At 51.4% G+C, this 15,720-nt stretch carries 11 protein-coding genes; 4 read left to right on the top strand and 7 right to left on the bottom strand.

The features are described from left to right. Nucleotides 1–4 precede the first annotated feature (4 nt). The 3 genes from ABDZ76_RS04755 (at nt 5) to pheT (ending at nt 4,531) form a co-directional block, all read left to right on the top strand. Nucleotides 5–835, top strand: coding sequence for a BUD32 family EKC/KEOPS complex subunit (locus tag ABDZ76_RS04755; RefSeq protein ID WP_343801996.1), 831 nt, complete (start codon nt 5–7; stop codon nt 833–835). Nucleotides 836–982: 147 nt separating this feature from the next. Continuing rightward, nucleotides 983–2,092 carry a phenylalanine--tRNA ligase subunit alpha gene (pheS, locus tag ABDZ76_RS04750; RefSeq protein ID WP_343801993.1) on the top strand — a complete coding sequence of 370 codons (1,110 nt, stop codon included), beginning with the start codon at nt 983–985 and terminating at the stop codon, nt 2,090–2,092. A 21-nt stretch (nt 2,093–2,113) separates the two neighbouring features. Continuing rightward, complete coding sequence (gene pheT / locus ABDZ76_RS04745) at nt 2,114–4,531, top strand: phenylalanine--tRNA ligase subunit beta (protein ID WP_343801990.1); 2,418 nt, start codon at nt 2,114–2,116, stop codon at nt 4,529–4,531. A 108-nt stretch (nt 4,532–4,639) separates the two neighbouring features. Here the strand turns inward: pheT and ABDZ76_RS04740 are convergent, their stop codons facing one another. Then, entirely contained in the window at nt 4,640–5,893 is a 1,254-nt protein-coding gene (locus ABDZ76_RS04740; protein WP_343801987.1) for an aminopeptidase, read from the bottom strand. A 457-nt stretch (nt 5,894–6,350) separates the two neighbouring features. On the opposite strand from ABDZ76_RS04740, the gene ABDZ76_RS04735 reads away from it, so the two are divergent. Continuing rightward, nucleotides 6,351–8,837: a PIG-L family deacetylase gene (locus ABDZ76_RS04735; RefSeq protein ID WP_343803102.1), complete on the top strand. Its 2,487-nt coding sequence runs from the start codon at nt 6,351–6,353 to the stop codon at nt 8,835–8,837. 123 nt (nt 8,838–8,960) lie between these two features. On the opposite strand, the gene ABDZ76_RS04730 is transcribed toward ABDZ76_RS04735, so the two are convergent. From ABDZ76_RS04730 to pstC, 6 genes are all read right to left on the bottom strand, one after another. Next, nucleotides 8,961–9,884 carry a cell wall hydrolase gene (locus tag ABDZ76_RS04730; RefSeq protein WP_374844537.1) on the bottom strand — a complete coding sequence of 308 codons (924 nt, stop codon included), beginning with the start codon at nt 9,882–9,884 and terminating at the stop codon, nt 8,961–8,963. A 541-nt stretch (nt 9,885–10,425) separates the two neighbouring features. Then, a complete protein-coding gene (phoB, locus tag ABDZ76_RS04725) occupies nt 10,426–11,112 on the bottom strand; it encodes a phosphate regulon transcriptional regulator PhoB (RefSeq protein WP_184222197.1) in 687 nt (228 codons plus the stop codon). A 188-nt stretch (nt 11,113–11,300) separates the two neighbouring features. Further along, complete coding sequence (gene phoU, locus ABDZ76_RS04720; RefSeq protein WP_343801982.1) at nt 11,301–12,023, bottom strand: phosphate signaling complex protein PhoU; 723 nt, start codon at nt 12,021–12,023, stop codon at nt 11,301–11,303. A 35-nt stretch (nt 12,024–12,058) separates the two neighbouring features. Then, a complete protein-coding gene (gene pstB, locus ABDZ76_RS04715) occupies nt 12,059–12,880 on the bottom strand; it encodes a phosphate ABC transporter ATP-binding protein PstB (protein WP_343801979.1) in 822 nt (273 codons plus the stop codon). 14 nt (nt 12,881–12,894) lie between these two features. Beyond that, nucleotides 12,895–14,223, bottom strand: a complete 1,329-nt coding sequence (gene pstA / locus ABDZ76_RS04710; protein ID WP_343801977.1) for a phosphate ABC transporter permease PstA — start codon at nt 14,221–14,223, stop codon at nt 12,895–12,897. Further along, entirely contained in the window at nt 14,223–15,686 is a 1,464-nt protein-coding gene (pstC, locus tag ABDZ76_RS04705) for a phosphate ABC transporter permease subunit PstC (protein WP_343801974.1), read from the bottom strand. The genes pstA and pstC overlap by 1 nt, the downstream gene beginning before the upstream one ends. Nucleotides 15,687–15,720: the final 34 nt, after the last annotated feature.

Genomic DNA, 15,720 nt, shown 5'->3' with positions numbered 1-15,720 from the left:
TGATATGTATATTGATACGCAAAATGCAGGACATAGATGGGCTGAGGAGCATCAGGATGCTCTCGCTCAGGCTGTTTTGCGTAGTGCGGGACAACGTATCATGAAGGCCGAGATTGCCGGACGTATTGTTTGGATCAAGCGTTATGATGTTGAAGCAGTGCCGCTGCCAAAACGTCTGCATAGCAGGCTGTCACGCTTTGTGCCTTATGCGTTTATGCGCTCACCTCGTATCAGAGACGGCGAGGGGCAGCGCGAGCGTGAATTGCGCAAGATGCAAGCCTTTGTTGAAGCGGGTTTGCACGTGCCGGATATGGTCTGGACGCAGCCACATGTCGTGGTGCTGGGGGATGCAACGCCTACACAGCAGGCGCGCCTTGATGAATTGAAGCATCAAGATCGCCGGTTACATGACCGTGTGCTGATTGAATGTGCTACGGCTTTAGCTAAGGCGCATGCCAAAGGGCTTTGCCATGGCCGCCCGCATCCGCGTGATTTCTTTGCCATTCAAACAAATGACGCAATGCAGTCTGGTTTTTTGGATTTTGAAGAAGAGCCGGAAGCCGTTATGTCGCTGGCAACGGCGCAAGCACGCGATTTATGGCTGATGTTCTTCCAGATTTCGTCTCAGGCACAGTTGCCGGATACAAGTGCGCAGGCATTTGCCGCTTATCGTGCGGTAGCACCGGACGATGTTATTCGCGAGCTTGGTAAAATTGTTGATTTCTTTCGCTTTACCATTCGCCCTTTGCGCTTTTTGAAGCGTTTTTATCTGGGCGGGGATGGGAAAAGACTGTTAAAAGCGATGGAATTTTTCGATAAGGCTTTAAAGAGTTAAATGCACAAATGGTGGTGTCTGGTTTTGGCAGTTGCGACCATTTGAAAGAAGACCCGATCAGGCCGGAAAAACTGCTTTTCGACAAAGTGTTTTTTCGGTTCCAACACACCCGAAGCCCTCGTATCCCGAAGGTATAAAGGCATAATCATGAGTGATCTAGAACAATTAGAACAGACAATTATGGGCGAAATCGCTGCCGCTGGTGACGAAAGCACCATTGAGGCGGTGCGTGTTTCGGCTTTGGGTAAAAAAGGTTCGGTTTCTGAGAAGCTGAAATCATTGGGCTCGATGTCACCGGAAGAACGCCAGCAGCAAGGCCCTGCCATTAACGGCTTGAAAAACCGTGTAACGGAAGCTTTGGCGGCGCGTAAATCTGAATTGCATAAGCTGGCCGTTGCTGCACGTCTGGAACGTGAAAAGCTGGATGTGACTTTGCCGGTTCGCAGCTCCGCCGCTTCACGTGGCCGCATTCATCCGATCAGTCAGGTGATTGACGAAATTACCGCGATCTTTGCCGATATGGGTTTTTCCATTGCCGAAGGTTCGGATGTTGAAACGGACTATTATAACTTCACTGCGCTGAACTTTCCTGAAGGACATCCTGCGCGTGAAATGCACGATACATTCTTCTTCAATCCGAATGAAAATGGTGAGCGCAAATTACTGCGCACCCATACGTCTCCGGTACAGGTTCACACCATGGAGCGCTTTGCGCAGATGCGCGACAAAGAAGGCCGTGACGAGCCTATCCGCATCGTTATTCCGGGCAAAACCTACCGCATGGATTCGGATGCAACCCACTCACCGATGTTCCATCAGGTGGAAGGTCTGGTTGTCGATAAATCTTCAAGCGTTGCCCAGATGAAATGGGTGCTGGAAGAGTTCTGCAAAGCCTTCTTTGAAGTGCCGTCAGTTAAGATGCGTATGCGTCCGAGCTTCTTTCCGTTCACCGAGCCTTCTGTTGAGGTTGACATTCAGTGCGACCGGTCAGGCAAGGAAGTGAAGTTCGGCGAAGGCAATGACTGGCTGGAAATTTTGGGTTGCGGCATGGTGCATCCGAATGTGCTGCGCAATGCGGGCTTTGATCCTGATGTTTATCAGGGCTTTGCATGGGGCATGGGTATCGACCGTATCGCCATGCTGAAATATGGCATGCCTGATTTGCGCGCTTTCTTTGATGCTGATGTGCGCTGGCTCAATCATTATGGCTTCCGTCCGCTTGATCTGCCGACCTTGTTCGGCGGTCTGAGTGCATAAGAGGCGGAAAGGACAAATAAAATGAAATTCACACTTTCCTGGTTGAAAGAACATCTTGAAACTGATGCCACGCTGGAACAGATCGTTGAGAAACTGACAGATATTGGTCTGGAAGTTGATGGCGTTGATGACCGCGCTAGCTTTAAAGCTTTTACCATTGCCAAAGTGCTCACCGCTGTTCAGCATCCTGATGCTGACAAGTTGCGCGTGCTGAGTGTTGATACAGGTGATGGCAAGCCGTTGCAGGTTGTGTGCGGTGCACCCAATGCGCGCGCCGGTATGGTTGGCGTGCTCGGGCGTCCGGGTGATTATGTGCCGGGCCTTGATGTGACATTGTCGGTCGGCAAAATCCGCGGCGTTGAAAGCTTCGGCATGATGTGTTCCGAGCGCGAGCTGGAACTGTCTGAAGAACATGACGGCATCATTGATTTGCCTGCTGATGCGCCTGTCGGCACCAGCTATGCGAGCTATATCGGCATTGATGATCCGATTATTGAAATCGGTCTGACCCCGAACCGTGCAGATTGCGCCGGCGTTCATGGTATTGCCCGTGATCTGGCAGCAGCCGGTCTTGGCACGCTTAAAGGTGACAAGATTGAAGCCGTTAAGGGCACTGGTGAAACACCGGTGAAGGTTGTGCTTGATCAGCCTGCTGACAAGCCATTTTGTAATGGTTTTGCATTGCGTCTGGTCAAGGGCGTTAAAAACACAGCCAGCCCGCAATGGTTGCAGCAGCGCTTAAAAGCCATTGGTCTGCGCCCGATCAACGCGCTGGTGGATATCACCAATTATGTGACCTTTGATTATGGCCGCCCATTACATGTGTTTGATGCTGCCAAGGTTAAAGGCAGTCTGACTGTTCGTGCAGCCAAGGATGGCGAAACCATTCTGGCGCTTGATCAGCGTGAATATAAATTATCATCGGACATGTATGTCATTGCTGATGATAACGGTGCTGAATCTATTGCCGGTATTATGGGTGGCGAACATTCAGGCTGTGATGAAAACACCACCGATGTGCTGATTGAATCAGCGCTTTGGGATGCGACCATGATTGCCCGCACCGGTCGTCAGCTTGGTATTGTCACCGATGCCCGCTATCGTTTTGAACGTGGCGTTGATCCTGAATTCATGGTTTCCGGCCTTGAATATGCAACCAAGCTGGTGATGGATTTGTGCGGCGGCACACCAACCGAAACGGACGTGGTTGGTTATCAGCCTTATACACCGCGTGAAATCACCTTCCCTGTGTCCGAGGTCAAGCGTTTGACCAATCTGGATGTGGCTTATGATGAAGCCGCCCAGATATTGTCGGGCCTGGGCTTTGGTGTGTCGGGCGATGGCAAAGCTGTTTTGGTTGTTAAAGTGCCGTCATGGCGCGGTGATGTGGAAGGCAAGGCAGACCTCGTTGAAGAGGTGATGCGTATTCATGGTCTCAATGAAATTGAACCACAGCCATTGGCCAATCTGGGCAATGTCAACGGTAAGATTCTTACCACCTTGCAAATCCGCACCCGCATGGCACGCCGTATGCTGGCGTCCCGCGGCATGATGGAAGCGGTGACCTATTCCTTCATTCCTGAAGCCCATGCCAAAGCTTTTGGCGGCGGTAAGCCTGAACTGAAGCTTGCGAACCCGATTGCCTCCGATATGTCGGATATGCGTCCCTCACTTCTGCCGGGCTTGCTGGTTGCAGCTCAGCGCAACGCAGACCGTGGCTTTGCCGATCTGGCGTTGTTCGAGGTGTCCGGTACTTATGAAGGCGATAAGCCTGAAGATCAGCGCCGTGTTGCTGGTGGTATCCGTCGCGGCACTGCCGGTGTTGAAGGTTCAGGTCGTCTGTGGTCAGGCAATGCAACGGCTGTTGGTGTTTATGATGCCAAGGCTGATGCGCTGGCGGCATTGGAAGCAGCCGGTGCTCCGGTTGACCGTATCCAGATCGAAGCAGGCGCACCTGAATGGTTCCATCCGGGTCGTTCCGGTACCATGAAACTGGGGCCTAAAGTTGTGCTTGGCTATTTCGGTGAATTCCATCCGGATACGCTGGAACTGCTCGATGTGAGCGGCGCACTTTGCGGCTTTGAAGTTTTCATCGATGCTATTCCTGAGCCGAAGAAAAAAGCGACCTGCACCAAGCCGTCACTGGTTCTGTCGCAGTTCCAGAGCGTTAAGCGCGACTTTGCCTTTGTGGTGGACAGCGATGTTGAAGCTGGCAGCCTGATCCGTGCGGTGATGTCTGCTGATAAGAAGCTGATCAGCAATGCGCAGGTATTTGATATTTTTGCCGGTGCATCTTTGGGTGAAAACAAGAAGTCGGTTGCGATCGAAGTTCTGTTGCAGCCGCTTGAACGCACTTTGACAGAAGAAGATCTGGAAGGCGTTGCCAAGAAAATTATCGAGGCAGTGACCAAGCAGACCGGCGGCGTTCTGCGCGGTTAAGTTCTTCTGAGGCTTCCTGCAAACACATCACTGTTTGCGGGAAGGTTTAAGATAATAAAAAAGCCGGAAACTTTGGTTTCCGGCTTTTTTTTGTGCTGTGTCGCTTAATCAATAAGCCCATTCGCCTTTGCGCATCAGCGGCTCATGGCTGCCATCGGCATTCACACCATCAACATCAATCTGGTCAGAGCCGATCATCCAGTCAATATGGATCAGGCTGGAATTGCCGCCTTTGGCTTTCACTTGTTCCGGTGTCAGGTTTGCACCATCAACAAAGCATTTTGAATAGCACTGGCCCAACGCAATATGGCTGGCGGCATTTTCATCAAACAATGTATTGTAGAACAGCAAACCGCTTTTTGAGATCGGTGAGGAATGGGGCACCAATGCCACTTCGCCTAAGTGACGTGCGCCTTCATCGGTATCCAGTACTTTGTTGAGCACTTCTTCGCCGCGGCTGGCTTTCGCTTCAACAATGCGGCCATTTTCAAAACGTACCGAGATATTATCGATCAGGGTTCCCTGATGCGACAATGGTTTGGTGCTGGAAACATGGCCGTTCACGCGCAGGGCGTGCGGAGTGGTAAACACTTCTTCGGTCGGAATATTCGGATTGCAGATAATGCCGTTTTTGGCAACCGACGCGCCGCCCATCCATTCATGACCATCGGCAAGACCAACGGTCAGGTCAGTGCCCGGACCTTTGAAATGCAAAGAATGGTAGTTCTTGGCATTCAAATAAGTGGTGCGTTCTTTCAGGGCTGCATTATGGGCTTCCCATGCAGCAACCGGATCTTCCACATCAACGCGGGAGGCCGCAAAAATTGCATCAGCGAGCTGGCGTGTTGCATCTTCAGGCGATGCATCAGGGAACATCAAAGCCGCCCATTCAGCATTTGGATAAGAGATGATGTTCCAGTTGATGTCGAAATTAGCGATTTTTTCCAATGCTGGCTGATAGGCTTTGGAATTGGCGCGGTTAGCGCGCGAAACCTTACCTGCATCTTGGCTCGACAACAGCAAAGGATTGTCGGCGGCAATAGCAAGACGCGCTGCATTTTTGCTGTAAGCTTTCGCCATGCCTTCATAGAGCCAGTCTGCGGCCTGATCAAAGCTTGCATCATTGGCATGCTGGTAGCGTGCCAGTGCAATCTGGTCATCGGAGAAAAACGGTGTCACCAGTCCGGCACCAGCCTGATAAGCATGTTTGGCAATCAGGCGCACCAATGGCAGGGCACAAACAGGTGCGGTGATGACGAGGTCTTGTCCCTCTTGCAAACGCAGGCCAACTTTAACGGCGACCTCGGCCAGACGGTCGAGCTTCACAGGATCAACAATATTTTCCGGTAATGTATAGGACATAATGGCCTCTGCTTTTATGAATTTCTGAGTGGAACATAACCCCTTGGCTAAGCTGTGACCAGTATCTTTTCAAAGCTGCAGTAGAGCGATGCGTGAAACAGCCTATAGCTGTCAATCAGCTTGTTTTAAGAAGTAAGACGCGTGCGGACGAGTTCCGCTTTTGAAGTTTTTGTTGATATAAACGGACGTGTTTCATTTCGTGGCAGTAATATTACAATAAATTACATCAACACACTTGAGTTATTATATTTACTTCATCATACTCGATAAAATCAGCACAAGCGCGCTGATACGTGGACAGAAGAATAAGAGTTAAACGGTAGCGTCTTGTTTGTTTCGCCAGCGTGCAACAAACATAGTTATGAAAATACAAGGTGTTAGAGGATATCATGCGGTTGATGCCGATGATCCATTTTCTTGGGAGCGCCTTGGATGAGAGGAGTAAACCGTGACTAAAATGACAAGGCGACTATTTATCGCCTCCCTTCCCCCAGCCCTTTTAGCAACGCGTATGCCTGCTTTTGCAGCGCCTGCGAGCGATCTTCAGCTGATCGCCAAGCAAAAATTAGAACCGGCGATTGTCACTATGCACCGCCGGCTGGAACGACTGACCTCGACGCTCACATTCATGACAACCGGCGCGCATCCGGATGACGAACCAAGTGGTCTGCTGGCGTCACTACGTCATGTCTATGGTATCCGTCCGGTGCTTTATTGCATCACACGCGGTGAGGGTGGCCAGAACAGCATTGGTGCGGAGCGTGGCTCTGTGCTTGGCGTTTTGCGTACCCGTGAAATGGAAGAAGCCTCCCGCTCGCTGGATGCCTCGCTGGCCTTTGGTGGTCGCGGTCATAATGACAGTGTGCATGATTTTGGCTTCTCCAAAGATCCGAATGCAACGATTGACCGTTGGGGCCGTGACCGTGTTGTCGAGCGCATGACTTGGGCTTTCCGTCAGTATAAGCCGGATATCGTGATGAACTGCTTCCTCGATGTACCGGGACAGCATGGTCAGCATCGTGCAGCTGTGGTTGCAACCTTTATCACGGCAGATATTTCCGGTAATCCGGATGAGTATCCAGAGCAGATCAAGGCTGGTCTTGCGCCTTGGAGTGTGCCGAAAATCTATTCGCCAGCCTATGGCGGCGGCGGCGGTGTTTATGATGATGAAACACCACCACCACCAACCACATTGACGGTTACAGCGCCTGAGCGCGACAAGATTTCCGGTGCGACTTTCCCGCAGATGGGTGAGTGGTCACGTTCTTGCCATCTGACACAGGCCATGGGGCGCTGGCGTCCTGAACCGCAGACCGAATGGGCACTGCATTTGGCTAAGGTTGCCAAGGGCGAGCCTGCAAAAACGGAAAAAGACATTCGTGAAGGTCTGATTGCCACTGTTGGTGATATTGCCAATGTTGACGGCATGCCTGCTTCTGCGGCGGATGCCATGCGTAATGCGCAAGGCTTGATCGATGAGGCAATGGCTGATTACGGCGATCCTGTTGTTGTGACTGCCAAGCTTCTGGAAATCGGCAAAGCCGTTGATGAAGCCCGCAAGCAATTGCCACAGGAACTGCATGACAATATCGCGCATCGTCTGGAACGTAAAACACGCGAGATTGATCTGGCACTGGCAACAGCGTCCGGCATGCATATCCGTGCCTTCACTGAAGGTGCAGACATCAAGGCCGGTGATACAATCACCATTAAAACCCTTGTTGATGCGCCTGAAAGCGTGGAAATCCAGTCGGCAGAAATCATTGCCCGCGAAGGTTTGAATGCGGCTGGCGATCAGGTGACTGCATCTGCTGATGCAGCTCTTACCAATCCGCTGACCGAGCAGTTTGATCCGCTTGGCGGTAACGGCGATGCCTTCGTGCGTCTGACTGCTAAAATCGGTGATCGTTCGGCTGTCATTGATGTGGATCTGGAAGATGCCTTGCGCGTTCTGCCATCTGCATCGCTGGAACTGAAGCCTGATGCGGTTGTATTTAACACGGCGCAGGAACTGGCGCCGGTGGCAATGACTGCAACGGTGACCAATGCCAAGACAGATGATCTGAAGATTGATCTGCCAGAAGGCTGGGCGATGAACAAAACCGGCAGCACTTCGGAAGAAGCTGCAAGTTTTGATCTGCAACCACCGGCAAAGCCGGGTGAAGTTCGCTTTGCAATCGAGCCTGAATTGCTGGGCAAAGAAGCCTATGCAATTAACACTTTCTCCTATCCGCATATCGGCCGTTCCGTTGTGCCGACCAAGGTTTCGGTGCCTGTTCAGACCGTTGGTGCTGAACTGCCTGCAAACCACAAAGTTGGCTATATCAGCGGCGGCAATGATAATGTCGGCCTCTGGATGAAGCGTCTGGGCATTGATGTTGTTGAGCTTTCACCAAAGGATGTCGAACGCGGTGCTTACCGTGATCTGAAAACGATTGTTGTCGGCATCTTTGCCTTCGGTCGTCGTAAAGATCTGGCAGCTGCCGTACCGGCTCTGCATGAGTGGGTTAAGAAGGGCGGCCATCTGGTAACCCTTTATCACCGTCCAAGCGATGGCTGGAACCCTGAAACTGTGCCGCCGGCATTCCTGAAAATCGGTTCGCCTTCCATCCGCTTCCGCGTGACAGACGCGAATTCGGAGGTGGATATTCTTGAGCCGGATCATCCATTGCTCAACTACCCGAACAAGATCGGGCCGGAAGACTGGGCGAATTGGGATAAGGAACGCGGTCTTTATTTCGCATCCGAATGGGACGAGGCTTATAAGCCGTTGCTCGCCATGAGTGATGCCGGTGAAGACAAGCTGAAAGGCTCTTTGGTTTCGGCTGAAATCGGTGAAGGCCGTCATACTCATACAAGCCTTGTGCTGCATCATCAGCTGGACAAACTGGTGCCGGGTGCATTCCGCTTGCTGGCCAATCTGGTTCAGCCTGCTAAGCACTAAGAGCATTTCCAGCAAAAGTGTGAAGCGGTTTTGCGTAGGATAATGCGATAAAGAAACAATATGACAATGAAAAAGCCCCGTCAGTTCTGTTGACGGGGCTTTTTTATAGAGAAAATAAAAAAATCAGTTGAGGGTCGGGCGCTGCTGGGTCAGCAAAAATGCGCCGATCGCATCGACATTTTCTGCTGCTGGGGCATAGGCCAGCGATGATGCGGCCGGTGTTGCTGTGTTGGGTGTTGTTGCTGGCAGCGGCACTTGCAGTTCAGCGACTTGCGAAGCCGCATTTGTCTGCGTCTGAGCTGGTGCCTGAACCTTTGGCTCGGCGCTGGCAATCATGGTTGCTGGTGCAACTATTGCTGCTGGTTCTTCAGCTGTCTGTGGTGTGGTTACATTATATGCTTTGCCACTTGGCACAGCCTGATTTTGCGGTGTGTAGATCATCGCAAGATTATATGGCTCAGTCGGAACAGGCGCTTGCAGGGAGCCGTCTTTGTTGCGCTTTTCATAGAAAGCATTGCCACCGGCGACTAGCACATAATGCATATTCTTGTAAGGGAATTTCAAACCGGCGGTGTGGAAGAACATTGAATTTTTAGCAGCCGGATGGCGCTTACCCTTCAACACATCATCGGCGGCTTTTTGAACATCCGGCAGTGCCTTGGAGTTCATCTTGCGGGTAAGGACACCCGGCGCAAACTGGTTTTTCTGTCCGACAACGCCACAAATCGTATCAGGATATTGTTTTGACAGCAGACGGTTAATCACCACGGTGCCGACGGCCACGAGGCCATCCTGACTGGAGCGGTTGGCTTCAAAGAACATGGCGCGTTCAAGGCACTCACGGTCTTTGGCAGTGTAGGTATAAGTTTTCACACCATTGATATTCATGACATTGCCTTTATCGGCACTGGCAATTTTTGATTGCTTGGCGCTTTTAAGCGCTGCTGTCTGATCGGTGGTGGTGCAGCCCGATACAATTACTGATGCCGCCAGCATTGCCATTGTCAGGGCAAACTTTGCCGAATGACCAGAGAACATGTGTTTCATCAGTTTAATCCTATATCAGGCACTAAAGTTTGGGGGTGCTATGGTGCTTGCCCAAAGCTTTTAACTTTGTCTTTCGTGGATCCGTGTGATTTTTTAACCGCATTCGAACCTGTGGGTCAAATGTCACAGTTACAATAAATTCGTGAATGAACGCCTAAAAGACGCGAAGTTTATCGGGATACAGACCTGATGAAACTTTATTTATATTAATATTTTCTTAAAAAGCTTTGACTGATGCTGCGGCGCATTTTCATGCAGCTTGCTTTAAAAGCCCCTGAGTTACAGCCTTTTCAGGCAAACAAAGAGAGGCAGGGCAGTTTCGTTTGCTTTAACGCAGACTTAGACCGGACGCAATTTCAAAACCGCTAACGGGCTTTTGCAATTATGGTTCCGGACACCATTCTCAACTTTATGCGTGAATTGTAACTTTGCGTGAGAATTGACCCGTTTGTACGAATTTCATTCAAAACTATGATTTACAGGACAGATATCGATTCGAAAAAGCGGCAGCCGATTTAATCGAACTGCCGCTTTTTTAATCTTAACCGAATGAGTATCCTGCGCCACGCACAGTACGGATCGGGTCGGTGGAACCATTCGGGTTAATGGCTTTGCGCAGGCGCCCGATATGAACGTCCACGGTGCGGTCATCAACGTAAATATCAGCGCCCCAAACACCATCCAGCAATTGGCTTCGCGAAAACACGCGCCCTGGTGCCATCATGAAATATTCAAGCAGGCGATATTCTGTCGGGCCCAGATGCACTTCCTTGTCTTTACGATAGACACGGTGCTGCTGGCGATCGAGGATGAGATCGCCGACTTTCAGCACATGGGAGAGCAAGCTCGGATTAGCACGGCGCAGCATGGCTTTGACACGGGCAATCAGCTCAGGTGTCGAGAAAGGTTTGACCACATAGTCATCCGCGCCCACGGCCAGACCGCGCACGCGCTCGCTTTCTTCGCCGCGGGCTGTCAGCATGATAATCGGCAGGCGTTCGGTCTCTGCGCGCTGGCGCAGGCGACGGCATAGTTCAATGCCGGAGACACCGGGCAGCATCCAATCCAAAATCAACAGGTCGGGCACATCTTCGCGTAAAGCAATTTCTGCTTCATCGCCGCGCATGATGGTTGTGACCTGATAGCCTTCCGCTTCCAGATTATAGCGCAGCAATACACTAAGCGCTTCTTCATCTTCCACGACGGCAATTTTGGGAGCATGTGACATCACGAGATTCCTTCAGTCAATTGGCGCAAAAGTCAGACCATGCAGTTGCAATGTAAGTCTGGGTAAGTCTGGCAGGCTGAAATTGCGACAAAGCTAGGGTGCAGAGCGGGAGCGCCGCTCTTGAAAACTACATAAAACCGTTGGCGGACAATTATTTTCATCAAAATCTTGTCCGCCTTTCCGGTCATTTAAGGCTTGCGGGCCTCATCCACGATGATGTCGTGGCTGAGGTCTTCCTTTGGCCGTTCGGCCGGCATTTGCTGGCCGGTGACGATATAATAAACCGTCTCGGCAATATTGGTGGCGTGGTCGCCGATGCGCTCAATGTTTTTGGCGCTGAACAGCAAATGGGTGCAGGAAGAGATGTTGCGCGGATCTTCCATCATATAAGTGAGAAGCTCACGGAAGATCGAGGTGTACATAGCGTCGATTTCATCATCGCGGTCACGCACAATATTGATCTGTGCCACCGAACGGGTGGCATAGGCATCAAGCACTTCTTTTAGCTGGGTGAGTGCCAGTTCAGCCAAGGTTTCAAGGCCGCGATAGAGCTTGACGGATTGGCGGGTGTCGGAAACAGCCGCCACGCGTTTGGCAATGTTTTTGCCCAAATCACCAACGCGTTCCAGATCAGCGGAAATGCGGATGGCACCGATAATTTCGCGCAGGTCAATCGCCATTGGCTGACGCTTGGCAATGATGGTGATGGCTTTGTCGTCGATCTCGCGCTCGGCAGCATCGAGAAACAGATCATCAGCAATGACGCGCTGTGCCAGTTCTTGGTCGGCATTGACGATTGCGGCAATGGATTGCTCGACCATACGCTCGGCATGGCCGCCCATTTCGGCAATCTTATGGGCCAGAAATTTCAGTTCTTCATCATAAGAGCGGACAGTGTGTTTTATAGGCATGAAAAAACCTCTTAAAAAAGTATCGGCAACAACAATCAGCCGAAGCGGCCGGTGATGTAGTCCTGTGTCCGTTTTTCTTTTGGTGCGGTGAAGATCGCTTCAGTTTCGCCTTCCTCGACAATATTGCCAAGATGGAAGAAGGCGGTTTTTTGCGAAACACGCGCGGCTTGCTGCATGGAGTGGGTTACGATTGCAATCGTATAATTCTGGCGCAGTTCGTCGATCAGCTCTTCGATCTTAGCTGTGGCAATCGGGTCAAGCGCCGAGCAAGGCTCATCCATGAGGATAACTTCAGGGCTGACTGCAATAGCGCGGGCAATGCACAGGCGCTGCTGCTGACCACCGGAAAGGCCGGTGCCGGCATCATGAAGGCGGTCTTTGACCTCTTCATAAAGGCTGGCCTTTTTCAGGCTGGTAATAACCGTTTCTTCCAGATCGGTACGGTCTTTGACAAGGCCGTGAATACGCGGGCCGTAAGCCACATTGTCGAAGATGGATTTTGGAAACGGATTAGGCTTCTGGAATACCATGCCAACGCGGGCGCGCAGTTCCACCACGTCGATTTTCGGATCGTAAATATCCTCATTATCGAGCGTGATCTTGCCTTCGACGCGACAGCCCTCAATCGTATCATTCATACGGTTAAGCGAGCGCAGGAAGGTGGACTTGCCGCAACCCGAAGGGCCGATCAGAGCCGTGACCATCTTTTCAGGAATGTCGAGATCAACTCCGAACAGCGCTTGTTTTGCGCCATAAAACACGCTGACTTTTTCACCGCGCATTTTGATTGGTTGGGCGCTGAGGTTCATATTAACTCCCGGTGTGTTGTCCTGAGGATGTTCTGATACATAATTCATCGTTATGGCTCCGCTTACCAACGACGCTCGAAGCGGCGGCGCAGGATGATGGCAGCAATGTTCATAATGGCCAAGAATGCCAGAAGTACAATGATGGCACCGGATGTGCGTTCCCCAAAGGCACGCTCGGCTTCGTTCGCCCACATGAAGATCTGAACCGGCAGCGCCGTTGCAGGATCAAGCGGTGAAACCGGTACGTTGGCCACGAAAGCAACCATACCGATGAGAAGAAGCGGTGCAGTTTCACCCAAAGCCTGTGCCAGACCAATAATGGTGCCGGTCAGAATGCCTGGTGCTGCAAGCGGCAGCACGTGGTGAAACACAACTTGTGTTTTGGAAGCGCCAAGGCCTAAAGCGGCATCGCGGATGGATGGTGGCACAGCACGCAGTGCTGCACGGGTGGCAATGATGATGGTTGGCAGGGTCATCAGCGAAAGCACCAGACCACCGACCAGAGAGGCTGAACGCGGCCAGCCGAAGAGGTTGATGAAAACTGCCAGTCCCAACAGACCAAAAACGATGGAAGGAACAGCTGCCAGATTGTTGATGTTGACTTCGACCAAGTCGGTGAAGCGGTTTTTCTTGGCAAATTCTTCCAGATAAATGGAGGCCGCAACACCTACCGGCAGCGCTACACAAAGCACGATCAGCATCATGTAAAGCGAGCCGACAAAGGCAACAGCCAGACCGGAGGTTTCAGGGCGGCTGGATGCGCCGTTGAGAAAAAGCCCCGTGTTGAAGGACTGCCCCATCACGCTTTGTTCTGAAAGCGTGTTCATCCATGTAACCTGACGGTCGGACACTTTGCGGTTTGTTTCCGCTACACTCAAATCGATCTGGCCTTTAAAGGCTGAATCAATATCGGCGCTGGCAAGGAATTTGATATTCTGTGTTGTGCCAATGAGCGACGGATTATCCATCACCATCTGGCGCAGCTGCACGCGCACACCATCAGAATAGAATTTGCCCAGTTCACGCATAGCAGGCTTGTCGCTGGCCGGAACTTTCAAATGTTCTGCCAAGGCATTGCGTACCAAAATCGGGTAATTGGCGGTAATGAGGACATTCGGATCCTCAGCACGCTTATTGCCCGGATCAATGGTTTTTTCATCCAACATAACCGGAATGCTGACAGTGGTTTGCCAGAAAGCGGTGTAGCCATTGGAAAAGACGGTAAACAGCAATGAACAGAGGAAGAACACACCGATGGCAATTGCCAGCACACCATAAAGGCGGAAGCGGCGTTCAGCAGCATAGCGGCGTTTGATGCCGATATCACGGCGCGCTGGTTTTGCACTCATCGGGGCACCTGTTGAATTTGTAGTAAGGCTTGTGTCACTCATCAGTCGTACTGCTCCCGATATTTGCGAACAATATAGAGCGCAAAAATGTTCATGATCAGCGTCAGGAAGAACAAGGTGATGCCAAGCGCAAAGGCAACCAATGTCTGCGGTGAGTTAAACTCAAGGTCACCGGTCAGCTGATTGACGATTTTAACGGTAATGGTGGTCATAGCTTCAAACGGGTTGAGCGTCAGATTGGCGGCAACACCGGCAGCCAGCACCACAATCATGGTTTCACCGATCGCGCGTGATGCGGTGAGAAGCAGTGCGCCGACTATGCCCGGAAGAGCAGCAGGCAGCACGACTTTTTTGATGGTTTCCGATTGTGTCGCACCAAGACCGAGCGAGCCGTCACGCATGGAATTGGGCACGGCTGTAATGATGTCGTCGGAAAGCGAAGACACAAACGGGATCAGCATCACGCCCATCACCAAACCTGCGGTGAGCACGCTTTGTGCCATGATAAAGCCCTGACCACCGGCGATTGCCATGCTCAAATCACGTAAAAACGGGCCGACGGTGACCATGGCAAAGAAGCCGTAAACGATGGTCGGGATACCGGCCAGCAGCTCCAGCACCGGTTTGACAATGCTGCGCACCTTTGGCGAGGCATATTCTGCCATGTAAACGGCTGAGAAAAGGCCGACCGGAACGGCAAACAACATAGCAACAAAGGCGATATAAAGTGTACCGGCCAGCAGCGGAATAAGGCCGAACTGACCAACAGCACCATCAGAACCGGCAGCTGCAAAGCGCGGGTCCCAAACTGTGCCGAAGAAGAAATCAGAAAGAGAAACGGACTGGAAGAAAGTGATTGTCTGAAACAGCATCGAGAAAATGATGCCGACCGTGGTGGCAATGGCGATGGCGGAAGCTGCAATCAAACCCCACAACACGATCTTTTCAACATTGTTACGGGCGCGCGCACGTACCTTGATCGTGGAGATACCAAAGACCAGACCGGCAAGAGCCAATGCAATGCTGATGATGGCGCCGGTGTTTTGTGCAAGAGATGATGCTTTTATCCAATATTGGGCAATCGGCACCATGAAATTCTGGCCTTCAGAGGCAATCACAACACCTTTATTGCCCATCATGTCACGCACAGCCTGATAATCAGTCGGCAGAGCCTCTCTTTCAGCAGGTGTGAGAATGTTGATGGCTTTGACAAGGCCGTTCACCATGCTCAAATTCAGGTTTTGATTGGTGGTCGAGGCCGCTGCCAGCTGGGCGGTTGTGTTGTGATTGATATAGATCGAAGAGCCGATCAACCAGACAATCATGAAGATAGCGGCTGGCAATGCAGAAACTAAAAACACCCACCAGCCGTGATAATGAGGCCGTGAGTGCATTTTTTCGTTTTGGGGCACGGATTTATATTGTGAAAGCGCTTTCTGACGCCCCATAAAAAATCCAGCCAAACCTATCAGTATGACTGTGAGAAAAACCATCAAGGCGGACATTCATTTTCCTTAAAGCGCGCTATGTAAACTTTAG

Source organism: Paenochrobactrum glaciei, assembly GCF_039522165.1.
Taxonomy (GTDB): Bacteria; Pseudomonadota; Alphaproteobacteria; order Rhizobiales; family Rhizobiaceae; genus Paenochrobactrum; species Paenochrobactrum glaciei.
The sequence above is the reverse complement of the archived record's forward strand: the minus strand, read 5'-3'. Positions and strand labels throughout refer to the sequence as shown.